Here is a 2,158-nt window from a genome sequence, read left to right on the forward strand (position 1 = left end):
AATAGGGTAGAGCGAGGGCGTTAGCCCTCAACCCTCCCGTTGCACCGTACGTACGGGTCTCGTATACGGCGCTACATCAACATAGAATCAAGCGTTAATTCAGATAATACGCCAAAGGGTCGACCAATCCCGGTCGGCTCTTTGTCTTTTTGCCAAGTATCGTTGGATTGAGCAGGAAATTAATATCCCGAATAGTAGCCATTCGGTACCATCCCTGCCTTGCGTTTGCCACGCTTAACAATCTTTTCTCCTCAAGGCCACATTCCTGAATCCTATTCAGAGCCATCAGGTTCTTGAATATGGTCTTCGGCTTTTTCCACTGTTTGAGTATCACTACTCTCACCTTGTGCCTCAGCCATTGTCCATATTCATCAAGAAAGCCTTTCATGCTACCGATTCTGTAGTAGTTTATCCACCCCCGGATGAGCCAGTTCAGTTGCATAAAGGTAGACTTTATGGTTCGCGCAGCCGCTTTCTTCCGACAAAGAATCTCACGAGTCTTCTCATAGAGTTTCTTCTTTCGGTCTTTGGCAAGCCTGCACTTCCAACCGTCTTTGCTCTTCCAGAATGTGAATCCCAGAAAGTTACTCTTCGTAGGTCTTACTACCTTTGTCTTAGTGGCACTGACTCTCAGCCGAAGTTTGCGCTCCAGCCAGCTTGTCACAGACTTCATCACTCTGTCTGCCGCCATTTCACTTTTCACGAAGATGTCGCAGTCGTCAGCGTATCTGACAAAATGAAGTCCCCTTGATTCCAGTTCCTTGTCGAGCTTGTCAAGGTAGATGTTGGATAGTATAGGTGAAAGAGGTCCACCTTGCGGTACCCCTTCTTCACTTGGGCTTACCAAGCCATCTTCCATGACTCCAGCTCTTAGAAACTGTCGAATCAGTCGTAGCGTTTTCGCATCATTAATGCGTTCTCTGAGTATTGAAATTAACTTGTCATGGTTTACCGTGTCGAAATACTTCTCGATGTCAAGGTCTATCACCCACTCATATCCCTCGTTGAGGTATTCGAGGGCTTTCTCTATCGCTCCATGGCAATCTCTGTTCGCTCGGAACCCATAACTATGGTCACTGAAATATTTGTCATATCCCAGAGACAGTATCTGTGCTGTCATCTGCTGTACAACTCTGTCTGTGACTGTCGGTATTCCGAGAGGTCTCTTCTTGCCGTTGGCTTTAGGTATGTAGACCCTTCTTACCGGACTCGGCCTGTATTTACCTTCACGTATCTGAGTCTTCAGCTCTTCCCTATGAAGAGTAAAATACACGTCAAGTTCATCTACCGTCATCCCATCGACTCCGGCTGCACCTTTGTTTCGCTTGACGTTCTTGATTGCCTCGTCAATATTCCTGTCCTGTAATATCCATTCGATTAATTCCACTTGTTGCTCCTCTTTCTGTTCGTAAAACTGCCGGAAATCATCCCCTCTACCTTTTGCCTCCACAGACTTACGTTTCTGCTTTCAGAGCATATCCTCGATTTCGGATTATTCCGACCTTGCTTGCAGTGATTTGCAATACATTGACATTAGACCCTTCCCGTTCGTGCTCCCGGTACTATGGTCTAAGCTGACTCCCGGACGCAAGCCTTTTCCGCACGTGTTTCCACGCCGTCCGGGTCTCCCGGGGTAAGACATAGTTCTTTCGCCACACAACCTCCGGATTTACTGTCTCGGTGATACGTTTACCTTTTGGGCTTCGGTTTGTGTAGCAACCTCACCCACCGTTTAGCCTTGTATCCGGTTTCTGTTCGTAGGCTCGATGGCTTTGCTACACCGCTTCCTTCACTTGAGCATTACTGCTTTCCGCTTGCGGTTCGCTACACTTGGCGGTAAATACCCGTGACTGGACTCTCACCAGTAAGAACTGTGCCATGCCCGGCACACCGACAAAAGGTCGGTAGCATATGCCACCGACCTTAATACATCTAAAAGTTCAGGTTCTATAAATTCTTTTGGGGTTTAGGAGGTACCTATCCATTTCATTGTGGTGTTTTAAACCCCTACCTATACACTTGTTGGGGTAATAAAAAAACACCCCAAAAAAATCAATGTTGTCCCTGACAAGGGGTACACATCATAATTTGGATAATCTAAAAAGGACGGAGATTTAACCATGATTAGTTAAATTCTCCGTCCTTTGTTGTTCCTCAA

1 protein-coding gene is annotated in these 2,158 nt (G+C 46.5%); it reads right to left on the reverse strand.

From position 1 onward, the window contains the following. Positions 1 to 94 precede the first annotated feature (94 nt). On the reverse strand, positions 95 to 1,450 hold the full coding sequence (gene ltrA, locus AXF17_RS08450; RefSeq protein ID WP_237049005.1) for a group II intron reverse transcriptase/maturase: 1,356 nt from the start codon (positions 1,448 to 1,450) through the stop codon (positions 95 to 97). Between the last annotated feature and the right edge of the window lie 708 nt (positions 1,451 to 2,158).

The sequence above is a fragment of the Mogibacterium pumilum genome (assembly GCF_002243385.1).
Lineage (GTDB): Bacteria > Bacillota > Clostridia > Peptostreptococcales > Anaerovoracaceae > Mogibacterium > Mogibacterium pumilum.